Origin of the sequence: Duganella zoogloeoides (assembly GCF_034479515.1) — a bacterium.
GTDB lineage: Bacteria > Pseudomonadota > Gammaproteobacteria > Burkholderiales > Burkholderiaceae_D > Rugamonas > Rugamonas zoogloeoides.
The window spans coordinates 3308184-3325998 of record NZ_CP140152.1; the positions used below are offsets into that span (position 1 = coordinate 3308184).

Annotated in this window: 11 protein-coding genes and 2 riboswitches; of the genes, 5 read left to right on the plus strand and 6 right to left on the minus strand. The window is 64.3% G+C overall.

Annotated elements, in window-relative coordinates; translation table 11 throughout:
- The first annotated feature begins 3 nt into the window (after positions 1-3).
- A complete protein-coding gene (locus tag SR858_RS14565; protein ID WP_019919729.1) occupies positions 4-2859 on the plus strand; it encodes a M16 family metallopeptidase in 2856 nt (951 codons plus the stop codon).
- On the opposite strand, the gene def is transcribed toward SR858_RS14565, so the two are convergent.
- The 5 genes from def to SR858_RS14590 all read right to left on the minus strand — a co-directional run bounded on the left by def (position 2860) and on the right by SR858_RS14590 (position 11313).
- A complete protein-coding gene (def, locus tag SR858_RS14570) occupies positions 2860-3396 on the minus strand; it encodes a peptide deformylase (protein ID WP_019919730.1) in 537 nt (178 codons plus the stop codon).
- A 10-nt stretch (positions 3397-3406) separates the two neighbouring features.
- Positions 3407-5746, minus strand: coding sequence for an NAD-dependent DNA ligase LigA (gene ligA / locus SR858_RS14575; RefSeq protein ID WP_019919731.1), 2340 nt, complete (start codon positions 5744-5746; stop codon positions 3407-3409).
- Between the two features lie 14 nt (positions 5747-5760).
- On the minus strand, positions 5761-7053 hold the full coding sequence (locus tag SR858_RS14580) for a cell division protein ZipA C-terminal FtsZ-binding domain-containing protein (protein WP_019919732.1): 1293 nt from the start codon (positions 7051-7053) through the stop codon (positions 5761-5763).
- Positions 7050-10577 carry a chromosome segregation protein SMC gene (gene smc / locus SR858_RS14585; RefSeq protein WP_026636898.1) on the minus strand — a complete coding sequence of 1176 codons (3528 nt, stop codon included), beginning with the start codon at positions 10575-10577 and terminating at the stop codon, positions 7050-7052. The genes SR858_RS14580 and smc overlap by 4 nt, the downstream gene beginning before the upstream one ends.
- Before the next feature lie 103 nt (positions 10578-10680).
- Positions 10681-11313, minus strand: coding sequence for a phosphatase PAP2 family protein (locus SR858_RS14590; protein WP_019919734.1), 633 nt, complete (start codon positions 11311-11313; stop codon positions 10681-10683).
- A gap of 182 nt (positions 11314-11495) precedes the next feature.
- Here SR858_RS14590 and SR858_RS14595 point away from each other — a divergent pair, with 182 nt between their 5' ends.
- Positions 11496-12125: a LysE family translocator gene (locus SR858_RS14595; RefSeq protein ID WP_019919735.1), complete on the plus strand. Its 630-nt coding sequence runs from the start codon at positions 11496-11498 to the stop codon at positions 12123-12125.
- A 20-nt stretch (positions 12126-12145) separates the two neighbouring features.
- On the opposite strand, the gene SR858_RS14600 is transcribed toward SR858_RS14595, so the two are convergent.
- Positions 12146-12715, minus strand: coding sequence for an ATP-dependent Clp protease proteolytic subunit (locus SR858_RS14600; protein WP_019919736.1), 570 nt, complete (start codon positions 12713-12715; stop codon positions 12146-12148).
- Between the two features lie 156 nt (positions 12716-12871).
- Positions 12872-12958: riboswitch (glycine riboswitch) on the plus strand.
- 19 nt (positions 12959-12977) lie between these two features.
- Positions 12978-13075: riboswitch (glycine riboswitch) on the plus strand.
- Between the two features lie 76 nt (positions 13076-13151).
- Here SR858_RS14600 and gcvT point away from each other — a divergent pair.
- The 3 genes from gcvT (at position 13152) to gcvP (ending at position 17744) form a co-directional block, all read left to right on the plus strand.
- The gene (gcvT, locus tag SR858_RS14605) at positions 13152-14273 is read left to right on the plus strand and encodes a glycine cleavage system aminomethyltransferase GcvT (RefSeq protein ID WP_019919737.1); all 1122 of its coding nucleotides are present in this window, start codon (positions 13152-13154) and stop codon (positions 14271-14273) included.
- Positions 14274-14323: 50 nt separating this feature from the next.
- Positions 14324-14704 carry a glycine cleavage system protein GcvH gene (gcvH, locus tag SR858_RS14610; protein ID WP_019919738.1) on the plus strand — a complete coding sequence of 127 codons (381 nt, stop codon included), beginning with the start codon at positions 14324-14326 and terminating at the stop codon, positions 14702-14704.
- 145 nt (positions 14705-14849) lie between these two features.
- Positions 14850-17744: an aminomethyl-transferring glycine dehydrogenase gene (gene gcvP, locus SR858_RS14615; RefSeq protein WP_019919739.1), complete on the plus strand. Its 2895-nt coding sequence runs from the start codon at positions 14850-14852 to the stop codon at positions 17742-17744.
- The last annotated feature ends 71 nt before the right edge of the window (positions 17745-17815 follow it).

Genomic DNA, 17815 nt, shown 5'->3' on the forward strand with positions numbered 1-17815 from the left:
CGCATGACCAAACATTTGCGCTTGTCCGCCCTGCTCGCCGGCCTGCTGCTGGCCATCTCGGCGGTGGCCGCGCCGGTCCTTACCGACCGCCTGCCCCTCGACCCCAACGTCAAGATCGGCAAACTCGACAACGGTCTCACCTACTACATCCAGAAGAACGCCAAGCCGGCCCAGCGCGTGGAACTGCGGCTGGTGGTCAATGCCGGTGCGGTGCAGGAGGACGACGACCAGCGCGGCATGGCCCACCTGCTCGAGCACATGGCCTTCAACGGCAGCACGCATTTCAAGAAGCACGAACTGATTGCCTATCTGCGCTCGATCGGCGTGCGCTTCGGGCCCGACCTGAATGCGTCCACCGGCTTCGACATGACCATGTACATGCTGCCGATTCCGACCGATAAACCGGGAAATCTCGAGCAAGGCATGACGGTGCTGGAAGACTGGGCCCACGGCCTGACGCTGACCGACAAGGATATCGACGACGAGCGCCAGATCGTGCTCGAAGAAAAGCGTTTGCGCAGCGGCTATGCACAGCGCAGCCTGGCCGCCATCCTGCCCAAGCTGGCCAACGGCTCGCGCTACCAGGACCGGCTGCCGATCGGCACCGAGGACTCGATCCTGCACGCCAAGGCCGATGCCGTACGCCGCTTCTATGCCGACTGGTACCGTCCCGACCTGATGGCCGTGATCATTGTCGGCGATATCGACCCGGTCGAGGCTGAAAACATGGTCAAGCGCCATTTCAGCGGCCTCAAAATGCCACCCAAGCCGCGTCCGCATATCGCCTACCAGTTGCCGCCGCTTGGTGCGCCCGACGCGCTGGCCTTCCTGGACCAGGAAGCGCCCGCCAATAACGTGCAGCTGGTCTATTCCACCTTCGGGCGCCAGCCGGGCCAGACCGTCGGCGACTTGCGCGACGCGCTGGTGCGGCGCATGTTCAGCCAGTTGATGGCGATGCGCCTGGGCCGCCTGACGCAGATTGCCGAGCCGCCATTCGTTGCCGGCACCGCCGGTGAGAGCCCGATTCCGTTCGGCCTGCACCAGTACAGTTTTTCGGCCAGCGCCACCGTGGGCAAGGCCGGCGTGAATGCCGCCATCGACACGCTGGTGCAGGAAAATGCACGGGCGCGCCAGTTCGGCTTTTCACCGTACGACCTCGACGTGGCCAAGCGCAATCTGCTGGGCAGCTACGACTTTGCCGTGAAGTCGCGCGCCACGCGCGACTCGGCCGCCATCCCGGGCGAGTTCATCCGCCACTTCCGCACCGGCGGCGCGATGCCGGGCGTGGACATCGAAGCCGGCTATGCGCGCGACCTGGTACCCACCATCACGCTCGACGAAGTCAACGCCTACGCCAAGACCATCATTCCGGCCACGGCGCCCAAGCTGGTGCTGTACACGGCGCACACCAACAGCGTTGCCGCCGGCCAGGCTGCGCCCACCGGCGCCGACCTGCTGGCGCGCGTTGATACGGCCAGCAAGCTGCCGGTGGCAAAGCTCGAGGAAAAGGCGCTGCCGGCCAACCTGATGAGCTACAAGCCCGATCCGGGCAGCATCACCGCCCAGGTCGAAGACAAGGTCACGGGCGTGACCACGCTGACGCTGTCGAATGGCGTGAAGGCGCTGCTCAAGCCGACCGACTTCAGCAAGGACATGGTGCAGATGCTGGCGGTGCGTCCCGGCGGCCGCTACGCGTACAGCGATGCGGAAAAGAGCGCCGTGCGCTTTGCCAGCGACGTGCAGAAGGCGATGGGCGTGGGCTCGTACAGCCCGTCCGACCTGCAGCGCGTGCTGGCCGGCAAAGGCCTTGCCTATAACGCCGCGCTGGGGCCGTATAACGACACATTGAGCGGCAACAGCCGCAGCGGCGACCTCGAAGCCGTGCTGCAAATGAATTACCTGACCATCACCAACCCGCGCCGCGACGAGAACCTGTTCCGCTCGTTCGTCACGCGCGGCGCCGAAGCCGTGCGCAACCGCTCGGCCTCGCCGGAAGCGCGCTTTGCCGAAGCGCGTACCCGGACCGTGTATGGCGACCATCCGCTGCTCGAACTGCCACCCAGGCCCGAAGACTTCGAGAAGATCAACCTCGATCGCAGCCAGAACCTGCTGCGCGCGCGCCTGTCCAGCGCCCGTGGCATGACCTTCATTTTTGTCGGCGACTTCGAGATCGAAGCGATCAAGCCGCTGCTGGCCACCTACGTGGCAACGCTGCCGGTCGGCGACGTGTCGCTCGCGTACAAGGACCCGGGCATCCGCCAGGTGCCGGGCGTGGTAAGGCGCGAAGTGAAGGCAGGTCTCGAAAAGAAGAGCACCGTGATCGTCGATTTCGGCGGCGACATGACCTATTCCTACCCCGACTCCTGGTCGCTGGGCATGTTGAACGACGTGCTGAACCTGCGCATCACCGACGAGCTGCGCGAACAGCAAAAACTGATCTACTCGGGCGGCTCCAGCGTCAGGTATGAAAAGATCCCGAGCGGCCGTTACGGCGCCACCATCGTGCTGCCGACCACGCCGGACAAGGTGACCAAGGTGGAAGCGGCGTTATGGGGCGAAATCGAAAAACTGCAAACCGACGGCCCGCAGGCGGACGACCTGAACAAGGTCAAGCAGGCCAGGCTGCAGACCTATCGCCGGGCGCTGCGTGAAAACGGCTACTGGATGAACTACCTGCGCCTCAATGTCCTCGAAGGCCTCGATCCGCACGAAATCCTCAATATCGCCAAGCGCATCAACGGCGTCACCGCCGACGATGTCAAGGCAGCGGCGCGGCGCTACCTCGACCGCAAGAATTACGTGGAGATGGTGTTGCTGCCGGAGGATGGTGCGGTGGCAGCGGTGGGCAAGCCCGACTGATCAGTCGTCGTCGTTGGGATCGAGGTCCGGGAACATCACCGAGGTGAAGCCGAACTTGGTGAAGTCCCTGATCCGCGCCGGGTACAGGATGCCCAGCAAATGATCGACCTCGTGCTGCACCACGCGCGCGTGGAAGCCGTCCACTTCGCGCCGGATCGGCTGCCGGTGCTGGTCCACGCCTTCGTAGCGCAGGCGCGTGTAACGTGGCACGCTGCCGCGCAGGCCCGGTACCGACAGGCAGCCTTCGAAGCCCTCTTCCATGTCATCGTCCAGCGGCGTAAGCACTGGATTGATCAAGACCGTTTCCGGCACCTGCGGCGCGTCCGGGTAGCGCAGGTTTTCCTTGAAGCCGAAGATCACCAGTTGCAGGTTGACGCCGATCTGCGGCGCGGCCAGGCCGGCGCCGTTGGCCGCGATCATGGTATCGAACATGTCTTCGATCAGCTGGCGCATGGCCGGCGTGTCGAACTCGGTGACCGGTTCGGCCACGCGCAGCAGGCGCGGATCGCCCATCTTCAAAATTTCACGTACCGCCATCACGCTTCCTTTATTTTGCCGCCAGCAGCGCCAGCAGGCCTGCTTCGTCGAGGATGGTCACTTCCAGTTCCTGGGCCTTGGCCAGCTTGCTGCCGGCGTCTGCACCGGCCACCAGGTAGTGGGTTTTTTTCGAGACCGAACCGGAGACCTTGCCGCCTTCGGCCTCGATCAGTTCCGCCGCCTGGTCGCGGCCCATGGTGGGCAAGGTGCCGGTCAGCACGAACGTCTTGCCGGTCAGGTGCCCTTCGCTGGCCACCGTGGCAGGCAGCTGCGCCAGCAGATCTTCGCGCAACGCCGCCAGCGCTTTGACCTGCTGGCGGTTGGCGGCAACGTCCATCCAGGCTTGCAGCGCATCGGACACCGTGGCCGGCAGGCCGAACACGTTGTAGATGGTGAGATGCGCCAGCACGTCGAGCGAGACTTCCTGTTCGACCAGCTGCTTGCTGCGCGGTTCCGTCAATTTCGGAATCGCCAGCGCGGCCATCAGCTTGACCGCATCGAGTTTTTCGCGCAGCTTGGCGCTCGGGGCGTGTTCACCTTTGGGCGTGACGCCTGCCTTGAGCAAGGCGTCGATCGCTTCCTGGTTCTTCGGCTCGGCAAAGAACTCGGCGATCGAGATGGCGACGATGCCGCCGATGTCGGGCAGCACGCGCAGCAGCGCGGCCGGTACCCGGCGCACCAGGTCGAAGCGGCCGAGCCACTCGGCCAGCGTCTTGGCGGTCGATTCGCCCACGTGGCGAATGCCGAGCGCGAACAGCAGCCTTTCCAGCGGCGGGTTCTTGCTCGCTTCGATGGCTTCCAGCAGGTTTTCCGCCCACTTGGTGGCGACCTTGCCGTTGGCAACCGTCTCGGGAGTAGTACCGTCGCGCTCATCGGCCAGCCGCTTCATTTCCAGCAGGTCGTCGAGCGTGAGCGCGTACAGGTCGGCCACGCGTTTGACCTTGCCGTGTTCGACCAGGTTGTCGATGTAGCGGTCGCCCAGGCCTTCGATGTCCATCATGCGGCGGCCGGCAAAGTGGCGGATCGCTTCCTTGCGCTGGGCCGCGCACGTGAGACCGCCGGAACAGCGGGCAATCGCCTCGCCCTCTTCGCGCACCACGTGCGAGCCGCAGACCGGGCAGGTTTTCGGCAGCACGTACATGGGCGGCTCCGGCTGCGGGCGGCGCTCCAGCACCACCGCCAGCACCTCCGGTATCACGTCGCCGGCGCGGCGCACGATCACGGTGTCGCCCACGCGCACGTCCTTGCGGCGCACTTCGTCCTCGTTGTGCAGCGTGGCGTTGGTGACATTCACGCCACCGACAAACACCGAGGCCAGGCGCGCGACCGGCGTGATGGCGCCGGTGCGGCCCACCTGCACTTCGATGGCCTGCACCGTGGTCAGCGCCTCCTCGGCAGGGAATTTATGGGCCAGCGCAAAGCGCGGCGCGCGCGAAACGAAACCGAGCGTGCGCTGGTCTTCCAGCCGGTTGGCCTTGTAGACCACGCCGTCGATCTCGTACGGCATGGCCGGACGGGCGGCGCCGATGGTCTGGTAGTACTCCATCAAGCCGTCGTAGCCGCGCACCACGGCCGCCTCTTTTGCCACCGGCAGGCCCATGGCCTGGTACCACTCGAGCAGCGCGCTGTGCGATGCCGGCATGTCGGCGCCCTCGAGCAGGCCGATGCCGTAGGCGAAGAAGCGCAGCTTGCGCTGGCGCGTGATGCGCGAATCGAGCTGGCGCAGGCTGCCGGCGGCCGCGTTGCGCGGGTTGACGAATTCCTTCTGGCCTGCTTCGCGCTGGCGCGCGTTCAATGCTGCAAAGTCGCCCTTGAACATCAGCACTTCCCCGCGCACATCCAGCACCGCCGGCGGGTTGTCTGTATCAAGACGCAGCGGGATCACGCTGATGGTGCGGATGTTGGCGGTGACGTCTTCACCGGTGTATCCATCGCCGCGCGTGGCCGCCTGCTCCAGCAGGCCATTCACGTAGCGCAGGTTGATGGCCAGGCCGTCGTACTTGACCTCGGCCGCGTATTCGACGGCAGCCGACGTATCGAGGCCGTCGCGCACGCGGCGGTCGAAGTTCTCGATATCGTCGTCGGTGAAGCCGTTATTGAGCGACAGCATCGGCACCGAGTGCGTCACCTGGTCGAACTGCGGCAGCGGCGCCGCGCCCACGCGCCGGGTGGGCGAGTCGGGCTGCACCAGTTCCGGGTGATCGAGTTCGAGCTGCTGCAGCTCGAGGAACAGCTTGTCGTATTCCGCATCCGGGATGGTCGGCGCGTCCTGCACGTGGTAGGCGTGCAGGTGGCGGTTCAGTTCCGCGCTCAGCGCTGCGATGCGGGCTTGGTAATCTACTTCAGTCATTGCAGGTACTCGGTTCAGCTAAACAGGCGCATGGCGCGGGTGGAACCGGCCGGGATGTCGGCGTCGTTCATTTCAGTGTAGAAGTCCTGCACCTGCTTGGCGATTTCGGCCAGGGCGGCATCGGACAGCGGCTGGTTGTAGTCGTCCACGATGGTCGCATCGAGGCGGCCCATCAGCGACTTGGCGCAGGCGATCATGGCGCCGAAGCCGTCGCGCGCGGGCGCCACGCATGGCACGTCGAGCAGCAAGGTCAGGCGCGACGTGGTTTCTTCGGCCAGCGTGACATTGGTGGACAGCGAGAACAGGAAGCCGCCGTCGCCGTCGGGCATCACGTAGCGGCCGTCCGGGCGCAAATCGAAGCCCTGCTTTTCCAGCGCGCCGATCAGGGTGGAAATCGCCCATGGTGCGCCATTGCTGTGCAGGTTCACGCCCAGCTGGGCGTCGTGGCTGGCGACAAAACGATGCAGGTTGCGCGCTTCGGCCATCACTTCGATCATGTCCGGCACTTCCGGCTCGGCGCCGATTTCGTCGGACATGGCGCGCAGGCGCGTGACCAGTTCCGAGTATTCGAGTTCGTTGAGCGCGGTGCTGCGGCTGGCCAGCTGGATGCCGCCCTGCAGCCTGGTGTACACGCCGCCGTAAGCGATCGGTTCCCAGTCGCCGGAGACAGCCAGGCCGATATAGTGCAGCGGCTTGTTGCCGACCATGCGCAGCGTTTGCAGTACCGGCAGCAGCTTGTCGCCGCGCAGCGGGGCTTCCAGCGCCAGCGGCAGCAGGCAGTCAATCAGCGGATCGACCAGCGCGGTGGCCTGCTCGGCGGCAGCCGCCGCTGCGGCGTTGGCGCGGGCGGCCAGTTCGTCCACGTCCGGCTCCGGCGCGCCGGGCGCCACCGGATCGGTGGTGAATTCGGGGATCGGTGGCAGTGCCGGACTGACCGGGCTCAATACCGCGCCCAGCGCTGCGGCGGACGCCGTGGCTTCGGCGCCGGCAACGCCCGGTGCATCGGGCGCCGGTTCATCGAGCGAGAAGCTGGGTTCCTGGCGCACGGCGGGGCCGGCAACCGGGCTGCTGGCGGCGCGCACGGTGGCCGGCGTCGGCGGCGCCGCCGGTACCGGATTCTGCGCGTAAGAGGGAGCGGCCGCGGCATCGGGCGCATTGGGATCACGCATGAGCACGTCGTCGTGGTCGGTGCCGAACGCGCGTTCCACGCTTTTCTTGGCCTTGTATTCCTGGATCTTGTTATAGGTGAAGACGCCGGCGACGAACACGCCCGCGAGCCCGATCAAACTCAGTTGGAGATCTGTCATGCTGCTTGTACCTCAGTTGCAAAATTGGCGGCGGACTGCATGTCCACCGCCACGATGCGCGACACGCCCTGCTCCTGCATCGTCACACCGATTAGTTGATTGGCCATCTCCATCGCAATCTTGTTGTGCGAGATGAAGAGGAATTGGGTATGTTCCGACATGCGCTTGACCATGCGGCAGAAGCGCTCGGTATTGGCGTCGTCCAGCGGCGCATCGACCTCGTCGAGCAGGCAAAATGGCGCGGGATTCAAGCGGAACATGGAGAACACCAGCGCAGTTGCCGTCAGCGCTTTTTCACCACCGGACAGCAGGTGGATGGTGGCGTTCTTTTTGCCCGGCGGCTGCGCCATGACTTGCACGCCGGAGTCGAGAATCTCGTCGCCGGTCATGATCAGTTTGGCCTGGCCGCCGCCGAACAGGATGGGGAACAACTCGGAAAAATGCCCGTTCACGCGGTCGAACGTATCTTGCAGCAGGTCGCGGGTTTCCTTGTCGATCCGGGTAATTGCGTCTTCCAGCGTGGCGATCGCTTCCATCAAATCAGCATTTTGCGCATCAAGAAAATTCTTGCGCTCCGACGCCGTGGCCAGCTCGTCGAGCGCGGCCAGGTTCACCGCACCGAGCAGAGCAATGGCATTGGTCAGGCGCGTGACTTCCCCTTGCAGGTACGACGCCTTCATCTCGGGATGGAGTTTTTCGGCCAGCGCCGCTTCATCCGCCTGCGCCTCGGCCAGCTGGGCGGCGAACTGCTCCTGGTTCAGGCGCGCGGCCTGTTCCTTCAGTTGCAGCTCGGTGATCTTGTCGCGCTGCGGTTGCAATGCGCGCTCGGTGGACATGCGCCCTTCCTCGAACGCGCGCATCTGCTGCGCCACCTGGTCGAGTTCATGGCGGGCGTCGGACAGCGCTTTTTCCTGGTCGGTGCGGCGATCGAGCAAGTCCTGCAAGCCGTCGTTGGCGGCGCCGGAATCGAGATTGGCCAGCTCCAGGTGGCCGGCCTCCATGCTGCCGGTCACCTGTACCACCTGGGCGCTGGCGGTGGCGATTGCCCGGCGCAGTTCCTCGATCTTGTTGCGGTGGGTTTTTTCGGCAAACACGATCTCCTGGGCGGCGCGTTCGAGGTCGCGGGCGGCGTCGCGGGCATCGGCCAGGCGCTGTTCCTGTTCCAGGAACACGGTCTGGCCGTCTTCGTGTTCGCCTTGCAGATCGCCCAGTTCCATGTCGAGCTGCTCGAATTTTTCTTCCGATTCGAGCTTGATCTGGGTTTGCTCTTCTTCCTGCGCCACGATCTCGGCCAGGTCCGCCGCGATTTGCGTGCTGCGCTGGTTGAAGCGCGCTTCGATCTCGGACAGTTTGACGACGTCGATTTGCAGCTTGTGCACCGACTGCTGCAAGCTTTGCAGCTTGATGCGGGCGTCGCCCAGCGCGCGCGTGTGGCCGCTCAGCGCCGCCTCGGCGCGCACGGCGCGGGCGCGCGCTTCGTCGGCCAGCATTTGCTGGGCACGCAGCTGGCGCGTGAGGTTTTCGATGTCCTGCTGGCGGCCCAGCATGCCGTCCTGTTCGGAATCGGCCGCGTAAAACCGCACGCTGGCCGCACTGATCACGTGGCCCTGCGGCGTGACGAAACTGCCGCCGGCCGGCAGGCGCGCACGCTCGGCAAACGCGGTGGCCGCGTCCTGCGCCTGGTACACATTGTGCAGCCAGTCCTGCAGCAGGCCGCGCAGGCCGGGGTCATTGAGTTTCAGCAGGTCGATGAACGGGGTCAAACCGGAAGTATCGGCCGGTGCCAGCGGTGCGCTGCTCGACGGCGCATACAGGGCAAGCTTGGCAGGCGGCGCATCGGCAAAAAACGCTTTGGCCCATTCGATATTGGACAGTTGCAGCGCCGACGTGCGTTCGCGCAGAACGGCTTCGAGCGCGGTTTCCCAGCCGGCTTCGATGTGCAGCTTTTGCCACAGGCGCGGCAAGGTGTCGAGTTCGTGCTTTTGCAGCCACGGCGTGACTTTACCTTCGGTCTGCACGCGCTCCTGCATTTGCCGCAGCGCGTTCAGGCGCGCTTCGAGCTGGGCATTGGCCGCCGTCTCGGCGTTCACCTGCTGCTGGGCGTCGCGGCGCTCCTGCTCCAGCGCCGGCTGCTGCGCCGTCAGTTCTTCGAGCAATCCGGCCTGTTCCTCGAGCTGGTACTGCTGCTCTTCCTGCTGCTCGCGCAGGTTGGACAAATGCGCGCTGTCGGGCAGGCTCAGGCCGTGCTTTTCCTGTTGCAGGCGCTCGCGCCGCACGGCCAGGCTATTGAGAATATTGCTGGCATTGCGCTGGTGCGCCGATTCCAGTTCCAGCTGCTGCTGCGCCTGCATGATGCGGGCGCGCGATTCGGTGCTTTTCTCTTGCGCCGCGCGCCAGGCTTGTTCGAGCAGCGGCAGCGATTCGGCCTTCTGCTCGGCGCGCATCTGCGCTTCTTCCACTTTTGCGCCCAGTTCTTCGAGCGTGTATTCCGCTTCCTCGATCTGGCCGCCGTAATCAAGCGCTTGCTGCTGCCACTGGTCGCGCTGGGCGGTAAGCGTGGCCAGTTGCGATTGCAGGCGGCTGCGCGATTCGATCACGAACTTGATCTGCGCCTCCAAACTGCCGATTTCGGCATTGGTCTGGTATAGCGCGCCCTGCGCCGTGTGCAGGCGGTCGCCGGCGGCAAAGTGCGACTGGCGCAGGTGTTCCAGCGACAGCTCGACGTTGCGCAGCTTGGCGGTTTGTTCCTCGAGGTCGTTCTGGGCCTGTTCCATCTCGCGGAACACGCGCTTTTGCTCGTTTTCCGCCTCGACTTTGCGCAGCAGCCAGAGCAGCTTCTGCTTCTCTTCCTGGTCCGCCTGCAACTGGTGGAAACGGGTGGCGACCGCCGCCTGGCCTTCGAGCTTTTCGAGGTTGCTATTCAGTTCGCGCAGGATGTCTTCGACACGCAGCAGGTTTTCGCGGGTGTCGTGCAGGCGGTTTTCGGTTTCGCGGCGGCGTTCCTTGTATTTCGAGACGCCGGCCGCCTCTTCCAGGAACACCCGCAGCTCTTCCGGGCGCGACTCGATGATGCGGCTGATCATGCCCTGGCCGATGATGGCGTAGGCGCGCGGGCCGAGGCCGGTGCCGAGGAAAATATCCTGGATATCGCGCCGGCGCACCGGCTGGCCGTTGATGTAATAGGTGGAGGTGCCGTCGCGCGTGAGGGTGCGCTTGACGGCGATTTCGGCGTACTGGCCCCACTGCCCTGCAGCCTTGCCGTCGGCATTGTCGAACACCAGTTCCACCGACGAGCGGCCGGCCGGCTTGCGGTGGGTGGAACCGTTGAAAATCACGTCCTGCATCGACTCGCCGCGCAGCTCGGACGCCTTCGATTCGCCCAGCACCCAGCGCACGGCGTCGATGATATTGGACTTGCCGCAGCCGTTGGGCCCCACCACGCCAACCAGTTGCCCCGGCACCTGGAAATTGGTGGGATCAACGAAAGACTTAAATCCCGACAATTTAATGGAAGAGAGACGCACGTTGGATTCAGGGGAATTTGGCTGTATAGGTTCGCAATAATACCATTTAGCTTATCGACCAAGGCCAAAAACCAGCACTGCAAGCGTGCGGCGGCGGCCGCGCCTAGTGCGCGACGCTGGAGTCATTATGGCGCCACATCTCGCGGGTGTAGGGGTGATCGCGGCCCGACAGCTTGAGCGCCACCTGGGTGATCCAGTCTTCCGCCGGAATCGGCTCCACGTTCGGGGCCACCAGCACGATGGGCAGGCACAGCACGGCCAGCATGCGGCTCAGCGCCCAGCGGTGTTCGCGGCTGGCAAAATAGATGAAGGCGCCGGCGACCGCCAGGCCGAGTATCGCGCCGGTCACCACTTCGGAGACCGAATGCGCCAGGGTCGGTACGCGCGAGATCGAAATGAGCACGGCCAGGATCACGCCGACGGCGGCGCCCACGTAGCGGGCATACGGGCCGCTCGACCGCAGCACCAGGTAGCCGGCCACCGGGTACACGGCTGCCGCGCGCATGGCATGGCCGCTGAAGCCGGCAAACTCGACGGATTCGACGCCCAATCCCCATCCCATGAACATCATCTTGGTGATCACCACCAGCGCCATGCCAATGCCAAACAACATGGCCCACGCGAATGTCAGTCGCCATTGCTTGCCTGCGACCAGGTAAATCGCGATGGCCGCGCCAATGGGGCCGGTAACGGCCAGGCTGCCGATCATGCTCAAGAGGTGCCAAAAATACATCATCCGTAAAGCCTTTCATTTATTGCATTGCACCATACTATTTAAACACAGCAGCGGCGTCACGGCCAATTAATACCGCGCCGCAACTTTTGACTTTTGGTCACTGGCAGCGCAGCTTTTTGCCCCATGGCATACTGTCAACCCCTGTCGTGGTGCAGTGCACTACACGTTTGCCTGGAGTTGTCATGACTGTTTCGACCTGGTTGCTGTTTATTTCCGTCTCGCTCGCTGCGGCATTCTCGCCCGGCCCCGGCGTGTTGATGGCCATCTCCACCGCCGGCACCCAGGGTCCGGGGCGTGCGCTGTACAGTTCCGCAGGCAATGCGCTGGGCGTGTTCATCGTGGCCACCACGGCGGTGGCGGGACTGGGGCTGGTGCTGAAAACCTCGGCGTTCGCTTTCGGCGCACTCAAGCTGGTCGGCGCGGCGTACCTGATTTATCTCGGCATCAAGACCTGGCGCCAGTCGTCGCGTACTGCCAACCCGGCAGCGGTCGTGGCACAGGCACAGGGGCTGTCGCGCGCGGCGATTTTCCGCTCGGGCTTGCTGGTGGCCGTGAGCAATCCGAAGGCGATCCTGTTCTTCACCGCCGTGTTCCCGCAGTTTATGCCGCCCGATCACGTCGATCCGGTGCGGTTCCTGGCGCTGACGTCGGTATTTACCGCGTGCACCCTGCTCTCGCACCTGTTCTACGTGGTGGGTACCGCCTGGCTCAAGCGCCGGGTCACGCAAAGCGCGGCGCGGTCACGCCTGGCCAAGCGCGTGACCGCGGTCGTCTTCATGGGCATGGGCGGCGCGCTGCTGACGGCCAGGTAGGCGCTGGCCGCGCGCGGCTGCTAGATATTGGTGACGCGCTGGCCGCGCGGGGGAATGAAATCCTTGACGTCGTTGATCATGCCGACGTCGCGCGCGTCCGATGCCGTCAGGTGCAGGTCGGAATAGGCGTGGGTGCGCCAGTGTTCTTCGGACAGCTGCACGTGCTCGCGCAGGATCTGCTCGGTGCGGGCGTCGTCGGCCTGCAAGCCTTCGACGATGATGCGCAGCGCGTCCGGGCGCGCGCCGTGCGGGGCGCTGGCGTGCGACTTGTGCACCATGAAGCGCGAGGTGTCGCTGGCGTAGCGCTCTTCCCCGGCCAGGAACAGGATCACCGCGATCGACGCGACGGCGCCGGCGTTGTAGGTAATGATCTTGATCGGCAGCTTGCTCAGGTAGTTGTACAGGCAAATACCGTCGCTGACATAGCCGCCGTTGGACTGGATCAGGATGTGGGCAGTCGTGATGCGGTCTTCGGTCATGTCGGCAACCGCGTCGAACACGCGGCGCACCATGTCGCTGTTGACATCGCCAGACAGCGTGAACCACGCCTGGCCGGCGTAGGTTTCTAAGGATGATGGGTCTTGGCTCATGGCTGGGCTCTCAAAATTGTGTAATTTATTCTAGCAAAAAGTTGTCTTTTGAGCTTTTTGCTTGGACGCCATTCGTGCGGTGGTCGGCAAGCTCGTCTGTACGGTGGCTCACGGCCCCTCAAGATTGACTTATAGGCCCGTCTGACTTATATTTCCGAGTCTTGATCGGGAGAGGGCAAACCAGCGTTGCCGCCGAAGGGGCACTACCCAAAAACTCTCAGGCAAAAGGACTGGTCAAGGGGCGTCGCATGGCAACATGCGCGGCTCAAACTCTGGAGAGCGATTGCCACAGCAATCCACCGAAGGGGCGCACGGGGTTACTCCCGTTATCTCTCAGGTACCAAGGACAGAGGGGTCTGCAACATTGCGGAATGGCTTGGCGTTTAGCCCGGTCACTCCTTGTATGCTCTGTTAACCCTCCTTGATCTGGACCGCCATGACGCTCAAAGCCACACCCCTCAATAACGCACACCGCGCAGCCGGCGCCCGCATGGTCGATTTCGGCGGCTGGGACATGCCTGTCAACTACGGCTCACAGATCGAGGAACACCATGCCGTGCGCACCGACGTCGGCATGTTCGACGTGGCCCACATGTGCGTGGTCGATGTCAAGGGCGACAACGCGCGCGCCTTCCTGCGCGGCCTGCTGGCCAACAACGTCGACAAGCTGCAAGTGTCAGGCAAGGCGCTGTACTCGTGCATGCTCAACCCGCAAGGCTTCGTGATCGACGACCTGATCGTCTATTTCATCAACGAGAGCTGGTTCCGCCTGGTGGTCAACGCCGGCACCGCCGAAAAAGACGTGGCGTGGATGCAGGCGCAGAACGACGCGACCAATAGCGGCCTGACCATCACCCAGCGCCGCGATGGTGCAGACGCCATGGCGCTGATCGCCGTGCAAGGCCCGAACGCCCGCGCCAAGGTATGGCAGGTGATCCCCGAGTCGCAAGCTGGCACCGCCGAGATGAAACCGTTCAACGTGGCTTTCGCCCAGAGCGCGCAGTTCGGCGAGGCGATGATCGCCCGCACCGGCTACACCGGTGAAGACGGTTTTGAGATCGGCGTGGCCGCCACCCAGGCCGAAGCGCTGTGGAACGCGCTGGTTGCCGCCGGCGTCAAACCGGCAGGCCTGGGCGCGCGCGACACGCTGCGCCTGGAAGCCGGCATGAACCTGTACGGCCAGGACATGGACGAAACCGTCAATCCGCTCGACGCCGGCCTGGCGTGGACCATCGACCTGGTGTCCGACCGCGATTTTATTGGCAAGACCGCATTGCAAACCATGGGCCAGAACAGCCAGTTCGTGGGCCTGATCCTGCGCGAAAAAGGCGGCGTGCTGCGCGCCCACCAGAAAGTGATCGTGGCCGGCAGCGATGCGGCGGGCGAAATCACCAGCGGCACCTTCAGCCCGACCATGCAGCAAGCCATCGCACTGGCGCGCGTACCCAACGGCGTGGCCGTGGGCGACACCGTACACGTGGAAATCCGCGACAAGAAACTGGCCGCCTCGGTCGTCAAACTGCCGTTCGTGCGCAACGGCAAGATCCTGGCCGTTTAAACTTTTTCGATTTTTTTGCCATACACCACCCCACCCCACTGGAGCTTTACATGAACATTCCTGCCGACCTGAAGTACACCGAATCCCACGAATGGGTACGCACTGAAGCCGACGGCACCGTCACCGTCGGTATCACCGAGTTCGCGCAAGATGCCCTCGGCGACATCGTCTTCGTCGAACTGCCAAAAGTGGGCACGACCTACGGCGCCGGCGACGATGCCGCCGTGGTGGAATCGGTCAAGGCCGCCAGCGACATCTACGCACCAGTGGCCGGCGAAGTGGTGGCAGTGAACGACGACGTGGTCAATGCACCAGAGTCGATCAACGCCGACGCTTACGCCAACTGGCTGTTCAAGATCAAGCCTAGCGACGCAGCCGCCGTTGACGGCCTGCTCGACGCTGCCGCTTACGGCAGCGCTACTGCTTCCTGATTCGCCAGTAACGCTTCCACCGTCATTCCCGCGCAGGCGGGAATCCATAGAACCTGCGAGTCGTTCAAACGTCCTATGGATCCCCGCGTGCGCGGGGATGACGGCTCAGAGTTCCCGTCTCAATATTAAAGCTCCCCGCCCTCATATGACCCGCACCAGCCTGACCCAACTCGAAGCCCGCGACGCCTTCATCGCGCGCCACATCGGCCCGGACGCCGCCGAACAGCAAGCCATGCTGGCGACGCTCGGCTACCCCACCCGCGCTGCCCTGATCGACGCCATCGTTCCGGCCAACATCCGCAACCAGGCTGCCCTGCCGCTGGGCGCCTACTCCGCGCCGCTGCCGGAAAGCGAAGCGCTGGCCAAGCTGAAAAAAATCGCCTCGAAAAACAAGGTGCTCAAGTCGCTGATCGGCCAGGGCTACTACAACACCACCACGCCAGGCGTGATCCTGCGTAACATCTTCGAGAACCCGGCCTGGTACACCGCGTACACGCCGTACCAGCCGGAGATTTCGCAAGGCCGCCTCGAAGCGATCCTGAACTTCCAGCAAACCATCACCGACCTGACCGGCATGGGCATCGCCAATGCGTCGATGCTCGACGAAGGCACCGCCGCCGCCGAAGCGATGACGCTGATCCAGCGCGTGGGCAAGTCGAAGTCAAACACGTTCTACGTGGCCGACGACGTGCTGCCGCAAACCCGCGAAGTGATCGAAACCCGCGCCAAGCCGCTGGGCATCACGGTCAAATCGTTCCCCCCGGCCGAGCTGGCCAGCGTCAATGACGCCTTCGGCGTGCTGCTGCAATACCCTGGCGTGAACGGCGTGGTGCGCGACTACAAGGCTGGCGTGGAAGCAGTGAAAGCCACCGGCGCGATGGTGGTCGTCGCTGCCGACCTGCTGGCGCTGACCCTGCTGACGCCACCGGGCGAATGGGGCGCGGACGTGGTGGTCGGTAACAGCCAGCGCTTCGGCGTGCCGCTGGGATTCGGCGGCCCGCACGCCGGCTACCTGTCCACCCGCGACGAATTCAAGCGCAGCATGTCGGGCCGCCTTGTCGGCGTGACCGTCGATGCGCAAGGCAACAAGGCCTATCGCCTGGCGCTGCAAACCCGCGAACAGCACATCCGCCGCGAAAAGGCGACCTCCAACATCTGCACCGCACAGGTGCTGCTGGCGGTGATCGCCTCGATGTACGCCGTGTACCACGGCCCGAAAGGCCTGCAACAGATCGCCCAGCGCGTGCACCGCTACACCGGCATCGTTGCCGCCAATCTGAAAACGCTCGGTTACACCGTCACCAACGAGACTTACTTCGACACGCTGACGATCGCCACCGCCAACGCCGAACAGCTGCACGCCTCGGCCCACTCTCATGGCGTGAACCTGCGCGTGATCGATGCCTCGCACGTCGGCATTTCGCTCGACGAGACCACCACCCGCGAAGACATCGCCCTGCTGTGGACCGTGTTCGCCCATCCAGTCGGCGGCCCGGCCCACGGTCCGGACTTCGACACCGTCGAAGCACAAGTTGCCGAAGCCTTCCCGGCCACGCTGGCCCGTACCAGCGCGTACCTGTCGCACCCGGTATTCAACCGTTACCACTCCGAAACCGAAATGCTGCGCTACCTGCGCAGCCTGGCGGACAAGGACCTGGCGCTGGACCGCACCATGATCCCGCTCGGTTCGTGCACGATGAAGCTGAACGCGACGTCCGAAATGATCCCGGTCACCTGGCCCGAGTTCTCGAACATCCACCCGTTCGCACCGGACAGCCAGACCGTGGGCTACCGCGAAATGATCGCCCAGCTCGAAGAAATGCTGTGCGCCGTCACCGGCTACGCCGCCATCTCGCTGCAGCCGAACGCCGGTTCGCAGGGCGAATACGCCGGTTTGCTGGTGATCCAGGCTTACCACCAGTCACGCAATGAGGGCCATCGCAACATCTGCCTGATTCCATCGTCGGCGCACGGCACCAACCCGGCATCGGCCAGCATGGTCGGCATGCAGGTGGTGGTCACCGCCTGCGACGCCAACGGCAACGTCGACCTGGCCGACCTGAAAGCCAAAGCGGAACTGCACTCGAAAAACCTGGCCTGCGCCATGGTCACCTATCCGTCCACGCACGGCGTGTTCGAAGAAGGCATCCAGGAACTGTGCCAGATCGTGCACAGCCACGGCGGCCAGGTGTACATCGACGGCGCCAACATGAATGCACTGGTCGGCGTGGCCGCACCGGGCGCGTTCGGCGGCGACGTCTCGCACCTGAACCTGCACAAGACGTTCTGCATTCCGCACGGCGGCGGCGGTCCTGGCGTGGGTCCGATCGGCGTGGGCGCGCACCTGGCCAAGTTCCTGCCGAACCAGCGTTCGAACGGCTATATCCGCGACAACGCCGGCATCGGCGCAGTGAGCGCGGCGCCATACGGCTCGGCCAGTATTCTGCCGATTTCGTGGATGTACATCGCCATGATGGGCGCCGAAGGCCTGACCGCTGCGACCGAAAACGCCATCCTGGGCGCCAACTACATCGCCCGCCGCCTGTCGCCGCACTACCCGGTGCTGTACACGGGCCACGACGGCCTGGTCGCCCACGAGTGCATCATCGACCTGCGTCCGCTGCAGGATGCCACCGGCATCACCAACGAGGACGTGGCCAAGCGCCTGATGGACTTCGGCTTCCACGCGCCGACCATGAGCTTCCCGGTACCGGGCACCCTGATGATCGAGCCGACCGAAAGCGAATCGAAGGTCGAGATGGACCGCTTCATCGACGCCATGATCGCCATCCGCAACGAGATCGCCAAAGTGGAAAGCGGCGAGTTCGACAAGCTCGACAACCCGCTCAAGCACGCCCCGCACACGGCCGAAGTGCTGACCGCCGACAAGTGGGAACGCAAGTACTCGCGCGAAGTGGCAGCTTATCCAGTGCCATCGCTGCGCAAGCAAAAGTACTGGCCACCGGTCGGCCGCGCCGACAACGTCTACGGTGACCGCAACCTGTTCTGCGGCTGCGCGCCGATGAGCGACTACGAGTAATCCACAGCAACACCTACTTCGGGGTCAGTGCCGACATTCGGACATTTTGTCCGAATGTCGGCACTGACCCC